The following is a 15,569-nucleotide window of genomic DNA, read 5'->3' as shown; positions in this document are numbered from 1 at the left end:
GCAAGGCCATAGCGCATGTTCCAACCCGTCACAGCTTGGGTCTTGCCATGGTCGCCTATCCGCGAATGGCCAACTGGCAACGTCCCAGCAACCACGCGCGGCACCCTCATTGATCACTTTCCCCCTATGCCCTCAACGACGCGGGTGCCGCAGCTTTGTCCGCCTGGTCTATAAGTCCCGCCAGATCATTCAACGATTTCAGTCGGTAATCAGGCTCCATCCCAAAGCTTTCCATCTGCATGCGCAGCAGTTTGAACATCGTTGTCGGGCCAACCACCGCGGCAGAAGAAATTTCCTCTGCCAACGCCTCAGGGGTTACGCGTTCAATCCAGGCAACCCGAAAGCCGAAATTCTTGGCGGCGCAGGCATCAAAAGCGTTGGATGACACGAAAATCGTATTCTCCGGCTTAACCTTCAGGACAGCCTCCACCAACTCATAGGCATCTTTGTGCGGCTTGAAGATACCGGCCTTGTCGATGCTGATGACGGATTGCAGTTTTGCATCGAGCCCAGAGTTTGAGACCAGAGCATCAAGTATCTCTTGGTTGCCGTTCGACAGGATAGCGAGCGGCACGCCTTCCAGCGCATCAAGTGCTGTCAGGCAATCGACATGCGGATCAAGATGCAGGTATTTGTCCATTATCCGGTCGCGCACGGCCTTTTCGGCGGTCACACCGATGGCGTTGAGCGTATAGTTTAGCGACTCTTCGGTGATCTCCCAAAAGCTGCGATAGCTGCCCATCATCGAGCGAAGCCATGTGTATTCCAACTGCTTAAGCCGCCAGACCTGGGTGATCAGTTCGCCGTGCTCGGGGAATTCCTGATTGGTGATCTGCGAGACAGATTGAACGTCAAAGAGTGTTCCGTAGGCGTCAAAGACAAAAGCGTCGATAGTCATGTTCGTTTCTCCTGATATTGGGATTGCTGTTCTAGAGGGCCAGAAAGGCGAAGCTGGCAAGAAATACCGATGCAGCCGAGACTGCGCCGGCCGCGCGTAGGAATGACCAGTGCAAATCTGCGGACAGCCCCCGTGTCAGCGCATGCAGAAATAAAGCCATAGAGATGAGAGAGATCGTCGCAGCGATTGCGGTGTGGCCGGGGGCGCCGTTGATCCAGAAGGCGGCGGCAGGCGCCCCGACCCAGAGTGCCAGCGACGACGCAGACACAAGGGTCATCAGGCGTAACAGCGGCACCCGCCCGCCAAAGGCCCGCGTCATTGCCCATATGACAACGGTGAACCCCAACCAGAGCAACAGAGTTTGTGCCATGCCACCCAGCGCGACGTAAAAGAGCGCCTCGCTCTTTGCGACGCCCAGCGCCTCGACCTGTTCGCTATGCGCAAGAAATGTGGCAAAGCTCCACAAGAGCCCCGCCGTCGGCAGACCCAACACGGCCTGCCAACGGCTTTCTGTAAAGATCGTGGCGTTTACCACGGCACCAAGCCCCACAGCAGAATGGGCGCCCACAGTGCGGCCAGGATCAACAACCATTCGCTGCTGTCATAGCGGGTACGGGTCACCTGTGCCCAGCCATGCATTTTTTCGACTAGCTCCTGCGCCGTATACCTCTCTTGTGCGGCCACCTCGCCTTTCAACTTTTCGGCGGCCAACGACACCAAGATCGTCAGGATGAACCCGACCGGAACAGAAATCAGCGCGGTTGCGAAGCCGAGCTTGGCGACCAGACCAGTGCCAACCGAGAAATCGGGCAGGACGTAAGGCGACAGCAAGATATAGGTGACGCCAGACACCAGGCTGCCCGTGAAAGCCCCCCAAGAGTTGATGCGCGTAGACCACACACCCAAGACCACCATTGGGGTGATTGCCGTGGCGCACATCCCGAAGGCCCAGAAAATCGAGGTAATCAAAAACGCAGGTGGATCGAGCGACACCAGAAGCGACACCACTCCAGTACCTGCAAGGGCCAAGTAACCGTAACGTAGCTGTTTTGCCTCGGTGAGGTGTGGACGCAGAACGCCGACGATGTCATGGCCGACCACCGTCGCCACGCCAATCATCAGGCCAGCAATGGTCGAAACTCCGGCGGCTAGGACACCCGCGATGACAAAGGCTGAAACCCAATCGGGATTGTACGCCAGATTCAACAGCAACGTGGTCTTGTCCGCCGCCTCAGGCGTTAGTTCCTGCCCAATCAATGCAAAGTGATACACACCTGCAAAGCCCAAGGCATAAGTGCCCAGAAACATCAATCCAACCCAGAGACAGAACCAAGGGACCACCCGACGGGCCGACTTGATGTTCTCCGAGGTCAGCACTCGCTGTGCCAACTGCGGCAGTCCAAGCGTTCCGATTGTTAGTGCAACGAACAACGCCACATAGAAACGGGCCTCGAATTTGAGGTCGAAGAACGTCGGGATGCGTTCCAGCAAGGTATCGGTGAGGCTACCGTATCCCAATGGCGGAAACCAGAAACCGGGCACGCCCATCGCCTTGAGGATCGCGGCAAGAGGTACGAGCAGGGCGATCATCATGATCACCATCTGTATTGCATCGTTATATGTCGCGCCCTTCATTCCCCCGATTGTGATGTAGCCCGTGATCACCAGCGCCGACAGGATCAAAGACGGAGTATATGGCAGCCCAAGCAGAACCTCGAACACCTTGGCGATGCCGATGAACTGACCGACCATATACATCAGCATGATCAACAGCATCCAGCCAGCAGCCAGAAAGGCAGTGCTGCGCCCGTATCGCGTCTGGACAAAGTGTACTGAAGTGAACACTTCCATCCGGTACAGCGACGCGCCGTATAGCATCACAAGTAGAGGAACGCTCAGGATCAGTTGCACCCACATGCAAATGAACGGCAGATGTAATTGTTGGATCAGGGCCACCACGCCCAGAAATGTGGCGACGCTCATCCATGTGGATGACGCAGCCAGTGAGTTGACGAAGGGGCCAATGGAACGGCCTGCCAAGTAAAGGTCTGTCGCGTTGGCTGTTTTCTTTTTGCTGAAGAGCGCGACAGCATAGTACAGGCCGAACACGGCAGACGTGATCCCCAAACCAAGCCATATATTTTGAAGTTGCCAATCTGCCGGGGTCATTTTGTGCCCTCCGTCAGGGCAAGCGCGTCTGGACCTTTACCTTGCACACCAGATCCTTCGAGACCTGTTTCTCGGCTATGAAAAAATCCGGCGTTTTCGGCTTCAATCTCGTCCTCTAGCTGGTTTGCATAGCGACACCAAACCATCGACCACAGCAGCACGCCAAGCGAACCAAGTGTGATGGCGATGAAGTAATGGATTGGCAGCCCGAGTATCCGGATACTGTTATCCGTGCCCAACATGACCGCCCAAAGACCCGTATGCCCGAGCAGGACATAAACGATGCCGAACCCGACGGTAGATCGTATTTCTTTCCTGTAAGCGTTCAAAAGAAGCTCCTCCCTCTTTCCGGTTGCAGGAACCGCCCTGATCTCCTCAACAGCGCGATTTCCTTTGAAGACAGCGCATCAAGAACGCCATGACTCGGAACGTTAGGTTTTCTTGAATTTAAATTCAAGAAAAATAGAGGTGTGTTTTGCGGCCAGTTTTGACCCCAACGACACGCGTGATCTGATCTTTGCGCTGGCCATCAACGCGCCTGCAATTGGCGGCGGATTGGGTGCCCACTTGGGAAGACTGGGAACAAGCCTGCGGCGGCGTGTCGAAACCATGAATTCTCTCGAAAGTGCCTTGGTCCCCGGCTTGAACCGACTGTGATAGAGGGGCGATCCGCGCAGTTCTTCGAGCGTCGCCTTGACGGGCAGTCATCCGGTTCCCTCGCCCCATGCCCGCCTATGCCGTCTGGGCGTAGCATCGGTTTGCCCTGAGCTTACGCAATGTCTGGGAATTGGTTTTGGAACAGGCCGCAATCGTGTCGCCTGAACGCATCTGGATTTGGGGCCAGCGGTTCAGAACGCAGATTGCGACCAAGGATCGTTGCGTTCGCCCATGTCCTGCAGAAAGCTGAGGTGCCGGGCGTGGGCACACCAGATCTGCGATACTCAGTCCGCCGACACCTCGGCAATGAAGTCCTCTGCCACTTCAAGGTAGCGGTCGATGTCGGCCTCTGTATGCACAAAGGACACTTGGGGGCCCGCGCTTGCGATAGCCTCCCAGATCCCTCGATTGGCCATGAAGACGCGCCGAGCGTCGCTGAAAGCCTGATCGAGCGATGGAAGAGCTTCGTCCAGATTGCGGGGAAGCTCGGGCGCAAGGCAAAAGCCCGAGCGCGGGCCGTAACGGAAGGCCCGCCATGGCAGGCCATGCGTGGTAATGATGCGTTCGATTCCGTCCGCCAACCGTGAACCGAGCACTGCCACACGTGCATAGGCGGCTTCGGTCAGGATATCCTCAAGCACCGCGCGCGCCGCAGCCAGCGTGATGGCACTGCCATAGGTCGTACCTCCAATGGCAAGGCCGCGCACTTGGGCCACGTCCACATCCCGGTGCCGTTCGACAAACCCGCCCAGTTCTGCCGTCATCCCATAGGCCCCAAGCGGCATCCCCGAGCCCAATCCCTTGCCAAGCGTCACAAAATCCGCAGATAGGCCATGCGCCCGGATAAGGCCCCCATAGGCAAATTGCCAACTGTGCGTTTCATCCAACGCAAAGAGCGCGCCCGCCGCTTTTGCCAGCCGGTAAGCCTCTTCCAGAAAACCGGGCTCTGGCAATACGAGCGAACAGTTAGTGAGTGCGGGCTCGGTCAGAATAAGCGCGACATCATCGTCCTGCAGTGCCCGCGCCAGCGCCGGAATATCGTTGAACGGCACGTTGACCGTATCTGCCGTCGCCCTTGCCGAGATGCCCATGCCATCGGGGGCAGCATCGGCATTCGCGCCCGGCGCGCCGCCTTCGGCCATCGTGGGCTCGATATGGCCGTGATACTTGCCTTCGAATAGCACGATCTTTTGCCGGTCAGTAAAGGCCCGCGCGATCCGGATAACCTCGGTATTGGCGGCCGAGGCGCTGAGCGTGTATTGCCACATCGGCAGGCCGACACGGTTGCGCAGCAACTGCGAGACGGCAATTGCATCTTCGGTCGGCAGAAGAAACTGCATGCCGCGCGCGGCTTGCCGTGCAATCCTGCGGGTGACCGCGTTTTCGCCATGTCCGGCGGTGTTGCTAAGATCCGCGTGATTGAAGTCGAGATAGGTGTTGCCATCGACATCGCGAAAGCAGCTTCCAAATCCTTCGGCAACAAAGATCGGTCGATGTCGGTAAAGCCCCGCCATCCAAGCCATCGGAACCCCATCCGGCATCACGCCACGAGCGGTTTCAAGTAGGGCAGCCGAGCCTGCCGTACGCGATGCGAAAGCCGCGGATTCCCGTGTGAGGATTTCGGCCAGCCTTGATCCATTCAGCCGTCCCAGCATCCGCAGCTCCTGTATGACGTGCATCTCTCAGGCATCTAGCCTGTGGCCATGACAAACATCAACTGTCTGTTGAACGGGGTGGTTTACTGCTCGATGGGCGCACATCTGTCTGGTCGAAACGGGGTTGCAGCAGGGACAAACTATGCGAATTGCGCCCCCTCAAGAACTGGGCCCGCGTACCGTGATGATCGGCGTCCACTCTCCACCCGCACGAACGGCGGGAAGGAGGCAATGTTGTGGTGTTAAACTGAGCGTTCCTTTCTGATCCCGTAGGTGTTTTTCCTGCGGAAGGGCGCGGTGCACTCACCCCGAGCAACAGGATACCGGTTGCAATTGGCAAAGAGACGCGGGCTCAGATCTGCGTCAAGGGCATGTGCTTGACTGTAACCGTCCCTTTAAGTGGCGGTTTTCCGGCTTGAGCTAACCATAGCGTTCTTGCGTCTCCAACCGGGAAACTGATCAAGCAATCTGTGCCACACATGATACCACGTGCTGCCTTGCTTCCAGCAAAGGCGTCTCGTCCCCCGTCGTCAGAGACAGGACCATGGCGCCCTGGAAAAGCGCGACAACGAGGTTCGGGGTAAGTGTGGTCTTGTTTCCGGCCAAGGCTTTGCTGAGCCAATCCCGTAGCCGGTTGTAGAATGCTCGCACCGCATCAGAGGTTCCTTCCGGCAGGTGCGTGGCAATTGAACCAAGAACAGCACAGAGGCAGGTCGAACTTTCTACACGATACGCCTCAATGTATCCATCAGCGAGGCGCAACAAGCGGTCGCTTGCGGTCTCGGACGGATCATCGGGTGCGCCCAGTGAGTCTATGAACCTGTTGGCGTAGCGGCTTGTGACTTCGGCGCCCAACTCCGCTTTTGTGGGGAAGTGGTAGTGAATTGAAGCGCTCTTTACCCCGATAGCCTCGGCAATGTCGCGAAAGCTGACCCCATCAAAGCCGTTCTTGCGAATTTCGCGCTCAGCATAATCAAGGATTTGCTCGGCTCTACTCTTAAACATGTCTTTGGGTCCCTTTTGTACCTATCACTAGATAGCGATCATAGAAGCTGGTGCAAGACTACAATTAAACCCATCAGTTGATAGCGGCTCATCTTGGTTTGGGGATGCGCGTCATCGTGAAGCGACAGGGTAGATAGGAAAAAGGTGATGCCCAGCGAATTGCCTGACAAGCAATTTGCCCACCATGTCTGCGGGGCTGAACCGCCGCTGATCGCAGAGATCTCGACACCGGATTGACTGGGCCAAAAGCACCGCGCTCTGAACTATTGAAGGGCTTGCGCACTAACACCGCTCCAGCGTCGTCTCAGGGGCAATCACAGGCGGACCCTGCTTTAGCAGTAATGCGCGCAATTAGATCTTGTGCCAAATCAGGGCCGGAAAGATCCACCTCGTGACATGCCACAGGGGTCGACAGAGGCCTGCTGCATCCCATTCCGACCGTTTCATGACCCGCATCTTCGAAAGTGGAAGAAAGGGACTGACCAAGGCCAGCCCCTGCCCCTGCCACAAGGGCAAGGGGTCGATCGGTTGGCATTACTCAGACCGCTGGCGGCTGTGCGTAAACAAGATGCCCTGTCTTTATCCAAAGCTTTGCGCCGTTCGCACCTGCAACCGCATGCAGTGACCCGCCGTCAGGAAGCCGGAGCCACGACCCTATGTGCAGCTCGTTTCCGTTTTCGGTGATTTCCCCACCAATCACGAGCAATTCCAGCCCACCATCCGCATCGAGAGCAAGCGACGCGCCCGCGTCAAGATGACGATAGGTGACTGTTTCGCGCGAGTCCTCGTGCAGGATCGCGGTGGCGACCCCGTCGACCGGAGCGGCAAGTTCATCCGCCATGTTTTTCCGGAACTGGTTGCGGTCATTCATGTCGAATTGCCAGAGCTTGACGAAGATTGTGCAACCCGGCTCGGACCCTGGGGTATGTTGCGTTGTAGGAGGATTGCGGACATAGGTCCCTGCGGGGAAGTCGCCGTGCTCATCCTGGAAAACACCATCGAGCACGATGAACTCTTCACCACCAGTATGGGTGTGGGCAGAGAACTTGCTGCCCGGCGCATACCGAACGATGGTCGTGGCGCGTGCCACTTCACCACCGATCCGGTCGAGCATACGCCGGTCAACGCCTTTCATGGGCGAGGCCTGCCACTCAAGCGCATTGGAGTGCACAACAACGCGTTTAGAGAAATCTGCATTCAGTTCCATCTGTGAGTTCCTTTGTGCTTGAGTTGCAGAGGGAGTTACGCCGCGATACTGGGCCGCGCGTTCATCTTCTTGCGCCACGCAGCGAGATTGGTAAGGTTAGCAGGGATCTCAATTTTGGCGAAGTCGGCAAATGCCAGCCCAGCGAAAACCGTGATGTCAGCCATCGAGAATTTGTCACCGGCAACATAGGCGCTTTTGCTCAGGACTTCGTCTAGATACGCCATGGTGTTCGTCGCGACGTCGCGCTGCTTCAGGCCCCAATCTTTATTCTGGTAGACTTCCAGTTTGGGACCAAGGCCGGGGGTAGCGTGATGAAAGTAGTTCCCCACGGCGTTCAACAGCCCGGTTTCGGCGCGGATATTCATCATCGAGATAACTGCGCGTTCCCGGTGGTTTTCGCCTGTCAGAGAGGGGCCATTTTCGAATTCGCCGTCAATGTACTCGATAATCGCGTTGCACTGTGAGATTCGCGTGCCATCATCGAGTTCGAGGCAAGGTACGGCCGCATCCGGGTTGATCTTCTTGAATGCCTCGGTGCGATGTTCACCGCCCATCACGTCGACCGGGATGAATGAGACATTTTCAAAAGCGCCTTTCTCGGCAAGTGCGATCCGAACGCGGGCGGGGTTCGGGAAACCTTCAACATCATAGATCTTCATGGGACATCCTTTCCAAGGGTTTTGTTTTCGTGATGACTATCTATCAGTAGATAGTCTAAGCAGGAAGAGGGTTTTCCGTTCATCTTGAAAGAGATCACGCGTTAGTGATCGGAACTCTTGGGATCACCGCCAATCAGGCGCTTTTGCGCGAAACCGACTATAAAGCGTGTCTAGACTGCGACCGAGAGCGCTTTTTGCGCAGCCCTCTTAGCAGCTTGACCGTCGGTGTTCTGCCTGGCCCGTGTTACAAGATGGGGTGTTCTGCGGGCCCGGAAACCACTGCCGCCAAGGGAATATCCCCAAAGTGGCGGAGCCATGCCCGGCGAAATCCCGCTGTGGTTCCATAGCCCACACTCCGCGCCGCCACGGGAATCGAAGCGCCTTGGATCAGGGCGATATGGGCAAGGCCCAGCCGCCACCGTGTTACGTAGGCCAGCGGGCTGGTCCCAAGACAATCGCTGAAATCCGCCATGAACCGGGATCGCGACATGCCAGCCTCTGCCGATAGCATTTCGACTGTCCAAGGCCGGGCTGGGGCAGCGTGGATGGCAATCAGTGCGCGATGCAGGCGCGGGTGTGACAGGCCAGCCAGCAACCCAGGGTCTGGCGGACCTGCGTCAATGGCACGGCGCAGCACCAGAACCAGCATCGCCTCGAACAGGCGGGCCATAGCAAGTTGCGATCCGCAACGCCCGGATTGCGCTTCGGCAACCAGCACATCGGCCAAGGCCGCAAGACCGGGGCAGTTTTCTCTGGCAACTGCCAGACGGGCGGGGCTGCCATGCAGCACCTGCGCCAAAGGCAGGGCACACTCAAGGCGGGTTGCGACCAAGGCACCGGGTTCCGGCGTGTTGGGGGGGCGAGTGAACAGCACCAGTAAAGTCGGGGTCAACACCAGCGCTGCCCGTGGATCATCCGCCGCGCAAGGCGTTGCGACGGGCCGCAATGCAGACATCAGCGAAGAAAGCCGATCCTGCCGCAGAATGGGACGATCGGAAACAAAATTGGGCACATCGACAGTCATGAATCCCATAATGCATCATGCAACATCCCCCTGCAATGGAAGATACAATGCTCATTCCCCGCCAGACCGCTCCCGCACTGACCGTTCCTACGCTTGATCACGGCCCGTTCAATCTGGCAACCGCTACACCGCAGCGCGGCACGGTCATCTGCTTTTACCGGGGCCTGCACTGCCCGATCTGCGCCACCTATCTGACTGAACTGGACAAACAGACCCCGGCCTTTGCCGAGCGCGGCATCGAGACGATTGCCATCAGCGCTGACGGCGCTGATCGTGCCCGCGCGATGGCCGACAAGATCGGCGCGACCGCGCTGCGCTTTGGCCATGATCTGCCCTTGCCCGTGGCGCGGGACTGGGGCCTCTACATCTCGACCTCGCGGGGCAAGACCTCTATCGGGATCGAAGAGCCTGCGCTGTTCTCGGAACCGGGGCTGTTCATTGTCAACACAGACCAGTCCATCTATTACCTGTCGGTGCAGTCGATGCCCTTTGTGCGTCCCAGCTTTCGCGAATTACTTGGGGCGGTCGATTTTGCGATCGAAAAGAACTACCCAGCGCGGGGCGAATACACAGGCAGTCTTGGGACAGCCTAAGCGACTGAACCGACCGGGCGCATCTTGTGTTCAAAGGACGCCGCGACGAGGGCAAGCCCAAGTTCGAGGACCTCAAGCTCGCTTTGTGTGATGTTCAATGGCGGCAGGAACACCGGATCGCTCATGATGTATCCGACCCCACGCTCGCCAACAATCGAAACACCGGCACCGGCCAATTTTTCGATATCGCGGTAGATCGTCCTGAGGGAGATCTCCATCCGATCCGCGATTTGCTCGCCTGTGTGGAGTTTCCCGTCTCGAAAGACCTGATTGATGTCAAACAGGCGATCGGCGCGCCTCATAGCCTCATTTCAACACGAGAGGGATATGATAGGACAGTACCATACTGTTCGGATCGATGCTCATGATGAACGGCGTCAACGCCTCGTTCTCCATGGAACCGGCCATCGCGGTCTTTGCAGCTTCCGAGTTGGTCCACCGGACGTGATCCATCCACATCCCGTCCTCGCCTTCCGACAAGACACGGCCGATGAACCCGTCCATGGCGCACAAAGCCAGCATCGTGTTTGCCGCCGCCGCCACAAAGTGCTCGCGCTCGACACTCTCGGCCAGACGAAACTGTACAATCTCAATTACGCCGGCTGCCGTCGCTGCCGTCGCTGCCGACGGGTCACAGTCCTGAGCCCGCGCGCCCGTGGAAAGCGCGACCGCTGCCGCCATTGAGGTGAGGATAATCTTTTTCATTGCTTACTCCTTTGCCGCATGGCTCAAGGGGGTAGCACAGGCCAACTGACACGGTCTGTCAGTTATCTGCGGCCCTCCAAGATCATCCTTCGGGTGCATGGCCCTTCCATTCAGGGGCAAGTCATAGAAGCCGCGCCAGAAGCGTCGCAGCGCCCGCTTCGGCTGCCTCCTGCGCTCCGGCTAGGTAACCGGGTTCGGTGCGGCTGGTCTCAGAGCCGATCAGGGTCAGCCGGTGTTGCCATGCGCCTTCGACCCATGGGCCGGGGTTGGGTGACGGGTGGTCACCTGCCGTCAGGTCGTCAGGCGTGGCCGTCAGCGGATCGGCGGCCCAGTCCTTGTAAAGCGTGGCTTTGGGCCGGCCCGCATGCGGGCCGAAAAGCTGTTCCAGCTGCTGGACAGAGGCGGCGATGACAGCCGCCGCACCCGCCTGCACACGGGCCTTGGCCGGAACACCAACGAAGCCGAACAGCGCCGCCTGCCCCGTCGCCGTCGTGGCGTCGTGGATTTCAACCAAAGGCCCGCTTTGGCTGCGCGCCGCGCCCGACAGCCCCGCGTCGCGCCAGAAGGCGCGATCATAGACCACAACCAGCTTGGCATGCGGTGCCATCCATGTCGGTGTGCCCTGCCAGAGGCGGAGGACAGACGCGGGCATTGGCGGATCGAAGGCGATTTGCGCCGCCAGCAAGCGCGGTGGCACGGCCAGCAGCACGTGCGGGGCAGAAAGGCTGCCACCATCGGTCGTCACATCGACACCGGTGGCGGTCAGCGCCAAATGCGTAGCGCAGGTGTTCAGGCGGATCGCATCTGCCGGCAGGTCGCGCGCCAATGCCGAGACCAGCGCCGCCGTACCCCCGCCCATCCGCATAGAGGCTGGCTCCTGCTGCATACCCGAATACCTTTGTACAGAGCCCTGACCACGCTGGAACAGCAAATCGCCCGTATCCGACTGGGCAAAAGACGTCACGCCCGCCCCGTTCACAAAGTTCCCGAAGTCGGGTTGCATACCGGGCCAGAACCAGGACGGGCCGAGGTCAAAGGGGCCAGAGCTGTTGCCAGAGTCATCCACCGACAGGATGCGCCCGCCAAGGCGGTCGCGCGCCTCGATCAATTGAACGTCGATCCCGGCCCGATGCAGCGCCCGGGCCGCTGTCACGCCCGAAAGACCACCACCGATAACAATAACCTTTGGCAAAATCATCCCTCCGAGGTCGTGGGCGGCGGCGGAACTACTGGCACATCGCGCTGCTGGCCGCCGCCTGTTATGGCCACGACCTTGCCCGCAAAGCACATTCCAATCACCCAACGATCTATCCGCAGTTACACATTTGATAGAGGGTGCCGATCCCACACGCAATATCTATCTATCAGTTGGTAGCCTCCCTGAATTGATCAAGAAGGCCGCCACTGTAGCTATCCCTGACGCGGCGCTGGTCCGCATGCGAGAAGGGGGCTATAGCAACTTCAGCTTTTGCGATCTGGCCACTGATGTGGGTTTGAAAGGTGGGCTTTCGCTGGGCGTTGGCGAGTGACGGCGGCATCAGATAGGTTCACAGACCATAGGATCTGAGCATTATTGGCGTCATTCCGTAGCGTTGTTTGAACAATCGCGAGAAATGCGCCGAGCCTTCAAATCCGCAAGAAAGGGCAATTTCCGTTAGCGAAAGTGAGCTGCCCTCGATCAGGGTGCGGGCGCGATGCAGGCGCAGATCGCGGGAATAGGCCTGTGGGCTCTTGCCCAAGTGGCGCGCGAAGAGACGCTCAAGCTGCCGCGCCGACAGGTTAATGCTTTGGGCGATCTCGGCGGTTGATTGTGGAAACTCAATGTTGGTTTCCATTGCCTTCAGAGCTTTGCGCAGGGGGCCGTCCGGTAAGCTGGCTAAATCGCTTAAGCCCTGCGGTTGCTCGCTTTCGGCCATTCGCAGGCGTTCCAAAAGCAAGACACGGCCCACGTCCCGCATCAAGACCAATGAGGTCATCTCAGCGATCAGCGCCAGAACCACATCAGCGGTTGCGGCCATGCCCGCGCTTGTCACCAGATTGCCCGATCTGTTGAAAAGAGTGTTGGTGCCCCTTTCAGCTATTCCTGCCTCCTCTAGCATCGGGCGCCCTTCCCAGTGCACGGCGGCGGTTTCGGCGGCACCTGCGGTAAGAAGCGCTTGTGCGGCATCTGACAAGACCACGGCCAGCCCGCCCGCGTTTCGCACGCGCTGCAGGCGCGGCAGGAACCGGCGCAGTGCACGTGCCATTTCCGACCCACCGGTCACGATCAGAAGATCCGGCAGGTTCGTCGTCGAGTCCATCGGTGTGACTGTGATTTCCATTCCACCAAGTGACGTTAGCGTGTTCGCGGCGTCGACGGATACGATCTGCAGCCGGAACAACTCGCGGCCCGCCAAACGGTTGGCAATGCGAAAGCTGTCGAAGGCAATGGCAAGCTCTGTCGCAACGAAACCCTGCGCAAGCAGGATTTCGACCAATTTCGGACCATTTTCCTTGGGGCTAGGCCCGGACACGCAGGTTTTCTGGGTCATAGAGACACTCGGGCACCACTGTCGCCTGCGTAGGGACCCCTATCACCTCCACCATCAGCGCTGTGCCTTCTGCGGCAAAAGCGGGTTCCACGAAACCCATGGCGATATTCTTGCCTACCCGGTGCCCCCACCCAACGGAGGTGACCGATCCCACAACCCGACCGTCGCACAGGATCGCATCGCCCCCATGCGCGGTGGCATGCGTGGCATCGAGGACCATCGAAACAAAGGCACGGCGGTGGCCTTCGGCGATCATCTTTGCCAGCGCCGCCTTGCCGATGAAATGGGGTTTATCCATCTTTACAAAGCGCCCGAGGCTGGATTCGAACGGGGAAAACTCGGTCACGAGGTCCGCCTTCCAATGGCGATATCCCTTTTCCATGCGCATAGATTCAACAGCGTAGGACCCAAACAGCCGCAATCCGTGCGCCTCGCCCGCCTTTCGCAGCGCCAGATAGGCCGCGTAAAGCTGCGCGTTCGGGACGTGGATTTCATAGGCCAACTCGCCCGAGAAACTGACCGACATCACCACAGCAGGTGCGATGCCAACAAAGGCCCGCCGCACCGAGAGCCAAGGAAAGGCCGTGGCCGACCAATCCCCGCGCGACGCGGCCGCCAGCACATCACGTGATTTTGGACCGGCCAGCACAAGGATCGTATGATCATTCGTCAGCGACCGGATGCTGACCGACCCATCCTTGGGCATATGCGCCGTCAGCCAGTCCATGTCGTGATATTCTGACGCCGCCGCCGAACCATACCAGATCGTGCCGTCATCGATATTCGCAAGCGTCGCCTCGCCCTTGACCATACCGTGATGGTTCAAAAGATAGCCAAGCCCAACCTTGCCGACCTTCCGCGTCATCCGCCCGCAAAACATCGTGTCCAGCCAGTCCTGCGCACCCGGCCCGGTGATTTCGAACCGGTTGAAGCCGTTGACTTCGGTCATCCCGACGCCGGTTTGCACTGCGCGCACCTCGGCTGCGACCACGTCGAACGCCTCATTGAATCGGAAGCCGTGGGTTTCGTGGAAGTCAGGCGAGGGCTTGATGTAAGCCATACGCTCCCAGCCGTTCACGACGCCGAATTCGGCACCTTCTGCCGCCAGGATCGGTGTCAGGGGCGTGGTTTTCATCGGTCGGCCAGCCGGGCGGTGTTCGTGCGGCAGGTGAAAGCGAAATTCGTTCTGGTAATCCTCAATGGCCTTGAGGGCGCAAAGTTCCACATTCGCGTGGTTCGTAAAGCGGCGCGGGTCGATGACCCAGGTGTCATACTGCGCTTCGCCATGCACGATCTGCTGCGCCAGAAGCCAGCCATGGCCGCCTCCCTCTCCAATCCCGGCGCGCAGGCCGATGATGCAGAATGCGTTGCGTTTGCCCGGAATCGGGCCGACCAGAGGTGCTCCATCAATGGTATAGGTGATCGGACCATTGACGATGGTGTGGATCCCCACTTCCTCCAACGCGGGCATACGTTTGAAGACGTTTTCTAGCACGGGCAGCACGCGGTCAGTGTCCGATGGACAAAGCGCGTTGACGAAATGTGGATCCACCCCGTCCATGCCCCATGTCCGGCAATCCTGTTCGTAAAAGCCGACCAGCAGCCCCTGTTTTTCCTGACGCGAATAGAAATCGTCGATCGGGCAGCGCAAAAGAGGCACCCGTTTGCCAAAGTCGATTATCCCCTGGATCGGTTCGGTCAGGAAATACTGATGCTCCATCGACATGACCGGGTGATGCACCCCCATCATCGCGCCAACCTCGTTCACGCGATAGCCGCAGGCGTTCACCACAATCTCGCAGGCGATATCGCCTTGGTCGGTATGGACAATCCAGCTATCGTCTTTCAATTGCGTGAGGCCTGTGACAGGCGTGTTGCGATAGACCTCTGCCCCTGCCTTGCGAGCCCGTCTTGCGAGCGCTTGACAGAGCTGCGCGGGGTCGATGTCGCCATCCTCGCCGTCCCACAACCCGCCCACCAGACGATCAGTGGTGATCAGCGGATGGCGGCGGGCGCATTCGGCGGCATCGAGGATTTCAAACTCCACCCCCATCACCTTGGCTTGGCTGGCAAAGTGGCGATAGCCATCCATTGTGGTTTCGGAATTGGCGAGGCGGATACCGCCATCGCCGTGATGGTAATTGATCGGATAATCAGGATCTGCAGCCAATTCCTTGTAGAGACTAATCGAATGGCTTTTCAGTCCCACCATCGTCTGGGTCATTCCAAAATTGGTGACCTGCGCCGCTGAATGCCAAGTGGTTCCGGATGTAAGCTCGTTGCGTTCCAGCAAGACGACATCGGTCCAGCCCTCTTGCGTCAAGTGGTACAGGGTGGAGCAGCCAGCAATGCCGCCGCCAATCACCACAACGCGAGTTGTCGATTTCATATCATTCGCTCCTGCTGCTTATTGCTATGACAAGGGCAAAGCGGCCAGGTTTCGTCAATCAAGGTCAGGTTCGTTCA

General features: G+C 58.6%; 15 protein-coding genes. 1 reads left to right on the top strand and 14 read right to left on the bottom strand.

Features of this window, described 5'->3' with window-relative positions; genetic code table 11:
* Nucleotides 1-124: 124 nt before the first annotated feature.
* The 9 genes from GC127_RS05600 to GC127_RS05560 all read right to left on the bottom strand — a co-directional run bounded on the left by GC127_RS05600 (nt 125) and on the right by GC127_RS05560 (nt 9,283).
* A complete protein-coding gene (locus GC127_RS05600) occupies nt 125-898 on the bottom strand; it encodes a haloacid dehalogenase type II (RefSeq protein WP_151976930.1) in 774 nt (257 codons plus the stop codon).
* A gap of 31 nt (nt 899-929) precedes the next feature.
* Nucleotides 930-1,490 (bottom strand): hypothetical protein, encoded by a 561-nt coding sequence (locus tag GC127_RS05595; protein ID WP_037298911.1) that lies wholly within the window; start codon nt 1,488-1,490, stop codon nt 930-932.
* A complete protein-coding gene (locus GC127_RS05590; RefSeq protein ID WP_151976928.1) occupies nt 1,427-3,067 on the bottom strand; it encodes a sodium:solute symporter in 1,641 nt (546 codons plus the stop codon). The genes GC127_RS05595 and GC127_RS05590 overlap by 64 nt, the downstream gene beginning before the upstream one ends.
* Entirely contained in the window at nt 3,064-3,396 is a 333-nt protein-coding gene (locus GC127_RS05585; RefSeq protein WP_151976927.1) for a hypothetical protein, read from the bottom strand. The genes GC127_RS05590 and GC127_RS05585 overlap by 4 nt, the downstream gene beginning before the upstream one ends.
* A gap of 612 nt (nt 3,397-4,008) precedes the next feature.
* Nucleotides 4,009-5,379 carry an aminotransferase class III-fold pyridoxal phosphate-dependent enzyme gene (locus GC127_RS05580; protein ID WP_199861200.1) on the bottom strand — a complete coding sequence of 457 codons (1,371 nt, stop codon included), beginning with the start codon at nt 5,377-5,379 and terminating at the stop codon, nt 4,009-4,011.
* A 459-nt stretch (nt 5,380-5,838) separates the two neighbouring features.
* The gene (locus GC127_RS05575; RefSeq protein ID WP_008283099.1) at nt 5,839-6,384 is read right to left on the bottom strand and encodes a TetR/AcrR family transcriptional regulator; all 546 of its coding nucleotides are present in this window, start codon (nt 6,382-6,384) and stop codon (nt 5,839-5,841) included.
* 538 nt (nt 6,385-6,922) lie between these two features.
* Nucleotides 6,923-7,591 (bottom strand): cupin domain-containing protein, encoded by a 669-nt coding sequence (locus GC127_RS05570; RefSeq protein ID WP_151976923.1) that lies wholly within the window; start codon nt 7,589-7,591, stop codon nt 6,923-6,925.
* A gap of 35 nt (nt 7,592-7,626) precedes the next feature.
* Nucleotides 7,627-8,250, bottom strand: a complete 624-nt coding sequence (locus tag GC127_RS05565) for a glutathione S-transferase family protein (protein WP_151976921.1) — start codon at nt 8,248-8,250, stop codon at nt 7,627-7,629.
* A gap of 244 nt (nt 8,251-8,494) precedes the next feature.
* The gene (locus tag GC127_RS05560) at nt 8,495-9,283 is read right to left on the bottom strand and encodes a helix-turn-helix domain-containing protein (protein WP_151976919.1); all 789 of its coding nucleotides are present in this window, start codon (nt 9,281-9,283) and stop codon (nt 8,495-8,497) included.
* Between the two features lie 38 nt (nt 9,284-9,321).
* Here GC127_RS05560 and GC127_RS05555 point away from each other — a divergent pair, with 38 nt between their 5' ends.
* Nucleotides 9,322-9,867, top strand: coding sequence for a peroxiredoxin-like family protein (locus GC127_RS05555; RefSeq protein WP_151976917.1), 546 nt, complete (start codon nt 9,322-9,324; stop codon nt 9,865-9,867).
* Here the strand turns inward: GC127_RS05555 and GC127_RS05550 are convergent.
* From GC127_RS05550 to GC127_RS05530, 5 genes are all read right to left on the bottom strand, one after another.
* Entirely contained in the window at nt 9,864-10,169 is a 306-nt protein-coding gene (locus GC127_RS05550) for a YafY family protein (protein WP_151976915.1), read from the bottom strand. The two genes, GC127_RS05555 and GC127_RS05550, sit on opposite strands and share 4 nt — an antisense overlap.
* A 4-nt stretch (nt 10,170-10,173) precedes the next feature.
* Nucleotides 10,174-10,572, bottom strand: coding sequence for a hypothetical protein (locus tag GC127_RS05545; RefSeq protein ID WP_151976913.1), 399 nt, complete (start codon nt 10,570-10,572; stop codon nt 10,174-10,176).
* A 121-nt stretch (nt 10,573-10,693) separates the two neighbouring features.
* Complete coding sequence (locus GC127_RS05540; RefSeq protein WP_199861199.1) at nt 10,694-11,764, bottom strand: FAD-dependent oxidoreductase; 1,071 nt, start codon at nt 11,762-11,764, stop codon at nt 10,694-10,696.
* Nucleotides 11,765-12,119: 355 nt separating this feature from the next.
* Nucleotides 12,120-13,103 (bottom strand): GlxA family transcriptional regulator, encoded by a 984-nt coding sequence (locus GC127_RS05535; RefSeq protein ID WP_008283088.1) that lies wholly within the window; start codon nt 13,101-13,103, stop codon nt 12,120-12,122.
* Entirely contained in the window at nt 13,072-15,492 is a 2,421-nt protein-coding gene (locus GC127_RS05530) for an FAD-dependent oxidoreductase (protein ID WP_151976909.1), read from the bottom strand. The genes GC127_RS05535 and GC127_RS05530 overlap by 32 nt, the downstream gene beginning before the upstream one ends.
* Nucleotides 15,493-15,569: the final 77 nt, after the last annotated feature.

The organism is Roseovarius sp. EC-HK134 (genome assembly GCF_902498815.1).
Lineage (GTDB): Bacteria > Pseudomonadota > Alphaproteobacteria > Rhodobacterales > Rhodobacteraceae > Roseovarius > Roseovarius mucosus_A.
This window is presented reverse-complemented; position numbering and strand designations above follow the sequence as displayed.